Origin of the sequence: Senegalia massiliensis, assembly GCF_900626135.1 — a bacterium.
GTDB lineage: Bacteria > Bacillota > Clostridia > Tissierellales > SIT17 > Anaeromonas > Anaeromonas massiliensis.
In genome coordinates, this window is sequence record NZ_LR130786.1 from 687,667 (window position 1) to 693,666 (window position 6,000).

Sequence of the window (6,000 nt, forward strand, 5' to 3'; positions counted from 1 at the left end):
TCAAAGAAAAAAATGTGATAACTTTTTTATTATTTTGTAGAACGTATAAACATTTGAGTCCAATAATATCCTCCATTATTATCTTTAGCTATACCTACTCCGATTTCATCAAATGAACTACTTAAAATATTTTTTCTATGTCCTGAAGAGTTCATCCAACCTTTCATTACACTTTCTGCAGTTCTTTGACCATGTGCTATATTTTCACCTGCCGCTCTATATCTTATACCAAAATCTTTCATCATATCAAATGGTGATCCATAAGTAGGTGATGTATGTGAAAAATAATTTTTATCTCTCATATCTATAGACTTATATCTTGCTACTCTTGAAAGTTCCCAGTTCTTTTTTAAAGATGGCAAACCATTTTTATTACGTTCTATATTAACTAGTTTTATAACTTGATCTTCTATAGATTTAGTTTCCTTAATTGTTGGTATAGTTATTTTTTGTCCTGGATATATAAGACTAGGATTTTTAATTTGTGTATTTGAATTAATTATCTCACTTAAACCTATTTCATACCTTGACGCTATTTTCCACATAGTGTCCCCGTATTTTACTGTGTAAGTATTTTCTGCTGCAAATACCGGTACTGTCATTAAAATTAATATTATTATAAATATACTTGAAATTTTCTTTTTCATATTCTCCCCCTTAAAATTTTTATTAGGATTTTTTCATGTAAAAATAAATCTTATATAATCATTTGTCTTAAGATAATTATTAGGGGTTAGGATTGTTACAATTACTATTATAGGGTATAATGAAGTAATATTCCAGCTTTTAAGCGTTGTAATTTATGGAGACCATATCAAAATTTACTATAAATATTGTTAAATTTTAGCGTAATAGTTAGATATAACCTTTTAATTAATGTTTTTGGACATAATAAGCTATTAGTGGATTTTATAAGTCTTTATTATTATTAAATGGGAAAAAATATAAAAAGGAGGAATTTAAATGTTTCATAAAAATTTAAAAATAAAAAATAAATATAATAAATCACTTGCAGTAATTTTAGACATTCCAAAGTCAAATGTAAAAGATTATGTGATTTTTAATCATTGCTTTACCTGTTCAAAAAATTATAAAATTTATAATAATATCTCTAAAATACTGTTAGAAAATGGATATGCTACTATAAGGTACGATATGATGGGACTTGGAAATAGTGAAGGTGATTTTTCTGATAGTTCATTTACTACAAATATTGAAGATTTAATTTCTGTCTATGAATATATAAAAGAAAATTATAAGGCTCCTAAATTTCTTGTTGGTCACTCTTTAGGGGGCTTAATATCTATGAAAGCTTCAAGAAAATTAAATTCTATTCAAGGAGTGGCTACTATTGGCAGTCCTTTTAATTTTAATAATCTTATAGAAATATTTTCAAAATATAGTGATGAATTTGATAGAAAAGGCTATGCTAAAATCAACATATCAGGTAGAGATTTTAATATAAGTAATAAGTTTTTTAGAGAAATAAAAAATGAACCTATAGAAACTATGGTTCAAGACTTTAATAAATCAATTATTATATTTCATTCAGATGTTGATAGAGTTGTAAATTACCAACATGGTATAAAATTATTTAAAAATATTAATTCTCATAAAAATTTTATAACCCTAAAAAATGTTAATCATTTAGTAAGTGAAAGAAAGGATGCCTATTATATAGGAAATATATTAAGTAATTGGTTCAATAATATTTAAATAAAAAGAACTAAATTCAACAATTGTTGAATTTAGTTCTTTTTATTTTTTATTTCTCTTTGTATTTCTTTCAATGCTTTTTTTGAACCTCTTTCAATATCTCTTTTCAATTTTCTATCTTTATATGAAGTAAATAATGAACTTAAATCATAATTATCTGGATACAATAGTTCTCTTCTAGTTACAAGTTTTACTCTTTTAATATTTATTGATAAAAAATCATTATCTTTCATTATTTCTATGTTATTATACTTGTCTCTCTCATTATATACAATAGCATATTCACCTGTTTCAATAATTTGAACCTTATCTCCTACATTCAGTTTTGAATACTTATCTTTGTTTAAATCTGTTTGTTCTATTATATTTTTTCTTTTAATTTTACTTTTCTTTATAATATCATAATTATATTGTTTACTTTCTATATATAATTGGGCTTTATCCAGTACAGATTTTTTAATACCCATTTTTCTTGATATCCATAATGCATTACTTTCTCCACCTGTTCCTATTATCATTTCATATAATGGCTCAAGTGACTCTGGATTAAATTTCATATAAGCATTCTGAAAATCAATATGCTCTTCAGCATAATTTTTAATCTCACCATAATGAGTAGTAGCTATAGTTATAGAACCGATCTTATATAATTCTTCTAATATAGCTATAGCAAGACCTGCTCCTTCATTTGGTTCTGTCCCTGTTCCAATTTCATCAAATAAAATTAAAGATGAGTTATTTGCTTTATTCATTATGCTTGATATATTTTTCATATGGGATGAAAAAGTACTTAATGCATTTTTAATGCTTTGATTATCACCTATATCTACTAAAATATTTTCAAAAATTGATATTTCAGTACCTTCTTTAGCTTTTATGTGAAATCCTGATTGTACTGCCAATGTCAAAAGACCTATTGTTTTTAAAGACACGGTTTTTCCGCCTGCATTAGGTCCTGTTATAACTAAAGATCTATAGTCTTTTCCTATATTAAAATTCAATGGTATAGGATTTTCTAGTAATGGATGTTCTCCATTTATTATATTTATATATCCATAAGAATTAATTTTTGGTTCTATCCCTCCTATATTTCTACTATATTTTGCTTTAGCAAATATCATATCATATTGGGATATTAATTCTATGTTAATATTTATAGGTTTAATTTTCTCATATATTAATCCAGTTAAAAATGCTAATATTTGATATTCTTCTAATTTTTCTTCATATCTTAAACTATTTAATTCATTATTTAATTTAGAAACTGAATTAGGTTCTATAAATACCGTAGTTCCTTTAGTGGATATATCTACAACTTGACCTTCTATATTATTTTTATAAGAAGATTTAATAGGAATTACATATTTATCATTCCTCTTACTTATATAAAATTCTTGAATATATTTTTTATATTTTTGAGATGTCAAAAACTTGTTTAATTTTTCTTGTATTTTATCATCAATATTTTCAATTTTTCCTCTTATTTTCTTTAATTCTTTGCTAGCAGAAGAATCAACTCTATTATTTTTGATTGATTCATTTATTTCTTCTTCAATATCTCTAAATTCAGTTAATGATAAAGCATATTCACTTAATGTAGGTGCATAAAAATTATAATTCATCATGAATTTTTTAATTCTTCTACATCCTCTGAAAAAATCAGATATCTTAATAATTTCATTAGGATCTAGTTGGCCAACTTTTTCTACCTTATCAATCAAATATTTAATATCATATATACCATCAAATGGTATATGATTAGAATAATTTAATATACTCTTTGCCTCAGTAGTTTCTTTCAGCCTCTTTTTAATTGCATTAATATTAGTATAAGGCTTTAAATTATCAATCAATTCCTTCCCTAATCCACTTATACAATACTCTTTTATATTTTCTTTTAATTGGTTATATTCTAATACTTCAAATGTATTATTATTCAATTTTACTTCCTCCTATATTTATAAGTTATCTTTAAAATAGGACAACTTAATAAATAAGGATACGTTAATTTTAGTTAAACGAACTTATTTATTAAGTTGCCTAACTATCACAATTAACAAATTATTATTTTTAAACATAAAACATTCTCCTTATCAACATATTTGTATATAATATTATCTCATGATTTATAGTTAATTATCAAGACAAATTAACTTTATTTTAATTCAACTTTATGGATTCGATAAATTGTCAATAATATTAATATAATCATATATATAATTGTCAATAATATTGAATTAATTAAAAAGTCGCTATAATCTCCAATTAATATACTTGATTGTTTAACTAAATAATAGGGCGTAAATTTTACTGCATTTTCTATAATACCTATTGTTGGAATTAGATATATGATACTTAAACTAAATATTCCAGCTAATATACCTTTTTTAAATAAGCTACTAGTAAATAATATTAAGCTTAAATTAAATAAAAAATATATTGAAAGTATAATAATACTCCTAGATACTCTTAAGATACTTATTGTTTCATCAGGAAATAGTAATTTTGAATAGTAATAATTAATGCTAAATGCTATAAAAGTTATTATCATTATAGCTATACTATAAACAACATACTTTGCTAAAACTATTCCTGTAATATTTGCTTTATTTGAATAAGGTATTATAAGGGTCTTATTTTTGATTTCCTCAGATAATAACCCCATTAATGTTAATACTAAAACCAAATTTCCAATTTGAAATAAATTCGACATATAATTTTGTATTGCTCCTACTTGATTATAATTTGTAAGCTGTGATAAATCTAAACCTGGAGCTTGACTTTCCAATATATTTGGTAATAATTTCAACATTAATGGATCTAATAAAGCAAATATTATAAACCCTAAAGCTAATATTAAAAATTTATAGTTTCTTATTCCTTCCATTACTTCTTTTTTAAAATAAGATATAAAACTATTCATTTTCACTCACCACCTGAATAAATATATCTTCTAAATTTGCCCTTCTCAAATTAACAGATAATATAGACTCATCTATTTCTAATAATGTTTGTAGTATATATCTACTATCAATTTCTCTATCTACAATTAGATTCATAATATTATTTTTAAATTTAACTTCTTTAATCCAACTTTTATCTAACTTTTTTATTTTATCTGCTTCTACTTCATTTTTAAATTCTATATCATATATTGGTTGTAAATATCTCTTTTTTAATTCTTGTAATTTTTCTTCCAATATTATTTTACCACCATGTAAAATCCCTACTGTATCACAAACTCTTTCTATATCACTTAATATATGAGTAGATAAAAATACTGTAATATCTAATTTTTTAAGATCTTCTATTATATCTATTACATCTTTTCTACCCATTGGATCTAAAGCAGAGGATGGTTCATCTAGTAATAAAATTTTAGGATTATTATACATAGAAACAGCAATACCTAATCGCTGCTTCATTCCTCTAGAATAGCCTCCGATTTTTTTATTTATACTTTTATCAAGTTTTACTAAAGATATTAATTCCTTGTTTTTAGTATTTATTTGATTTTTATCATAACCTAATATTCTTCCTATAAAATTAAGATATTCCTTAGCTGTCATATAAGGATAAAATTTAGGTTCTTCAGGTAAATATCCTATAGCTCCTTTTAATTTTTCTTTGTTAGTAATCATATCTAAATCATTTATCTTTATATCCCCATCATTATAGCCTATTATGCCTGCTAATATATTCATAGTAGTAGTTTTACCAGAGCCATTATGACCTAAAAACCCATAAACATCTCCTTTTTTAACTTTAAAATCTACACCTTTTAATACTTTATTTTCACCATAGTTTTTAATTAAGTTTCTAACATTAATTATCATAACTATTCCTTCTTCCAAATATTAAGAACACAATAGGTCCTATAGTAGAAATAAATAACACTACTAAAGTCCAAACTATCTTGTTTAGATTTTTTACACCATTTTTATAGATAGATATAATACAAAAAACTTTAAGCCCAAATTCTAATATTATTACAGGTAATAACATTTTTATAATTTCCATTGTACTAAACCCTTCTAACATTATGAATCACCCCTTTAATAAATATGTGTTAGATTATTAGATAAATATCTAAATATCTAAATATTTAATATAAGTATAATATAGTATATTATACTTTGTCAATAATTATTAAAAATGAGCATAAAAAAACCAGCAACGTCCTACTCTCCCAAGGCGTTACCACCTAAGTACCATCAGCGCTGAAGGGCTTAACTTCTGTGTTCGAGATGGGAACAGGTGTGACCCCTTCGCTATCGTCACTGG

At 24.1% G+C, this 6,000-nt stretch carries 6 protein-coding genes and 1 rRNA gene; 1 reads left to right on the forward strand and 6 read right to left on the reverse strand.

Features of this window, described 5'->3' with window-relative positions; all coding sequences use genetic code 11:
- Positions 1-29 precede the first annotated feature (29 nt).
- Positions 30-647 (reverse strand): SafA/ExsA family spore coat assembly protein, encoded by a 618-nt coding sequence (gene safA, locus E0D94_RS13450; RefSeq protein WP_130808053.1) that lies wholly within the window; start codon positions 645-647, stop codon positions 30-32.
- A 316-nt stretch (positions 648-963) separates the two neighbouring features.
- Between safA and E0D94_RS13455 the strand changes: the two genes are divergently transcribed.
- A complete protein-coding gene (locus E0D94_RS13455) occupies positions 964-1,716 on the forward strand; it encodes an alpha/beta hydrolase family protein (protein WP_130808054.1) in 753 nt (250 codons plus the stop codon).
- 32 nt (positions 1,717-1,748) lie between these two features.
- On the opposite strand, the gene E0D94_RS13460 is transcribed toward E0D94_RS13455, so the two are convergent.
- The 5 genes from E0D94_RS13460 to rrf form a co-directional block, all read right to left on the reverse strand.
- Positions 1,749-3,656, reverse strand: coding sequence for an endonuclease MutS2 (locus tag E0D94_RS13460; protein WP_130808055.1), 1,908 nt, complete (start codon positions 3,654-3,656; stop codon positions 1,749-1,751).
- 215 nt (positions 3,657-3,871) lie between these two features.
- Positions 3,872-4,639, reverse strand: coding sequence for an ABC transporter permease (locus tag E0D94_RS13465; protein WP_130808056.1), 768 nt, complete (start codon positions 4,637-4,639; stop codon positions 3,872-3,874).
- On the reverse strand, positions 4,632-5,552 hold the full coding sequence (locus tag E0D94_RS13470) for an ABC transporter ATP-binding protein (RefSeq protein WP_242620550.1): 921 nt from the start codon (positions 5,550-5,552) through the stop codon (positions 4,632-4,634). Before E0D94_RS13470 ends, E0D94_RS13465 begins: the two co-directional genes overlap by 8 nt.
- Positions 5,542-5,757 carry a PLD nuclease N-terminal domain-containing protein gene (locus E0D94_RS13475; protein WP_130808057.1) on the reverse strand — a complete coding sequence of 72 codons (216 nt, stop codon included), beginning with the start codon at positions 5,755-5,757 and terminating at the stop codon, positions 5,542-5,544. The genes E0D94_RS13470 and E0D94_RS13475 overlap by 11 nt, the downstream gene beginning before the upstream one ends.
- A gap of 127 nt (positions 5,758-5,884) precedes the next feature.
- Positions 5,885-6,000, reverse strand: a 5S ribosomal RNA gene (rrf, locus tag E0D94_RS13480).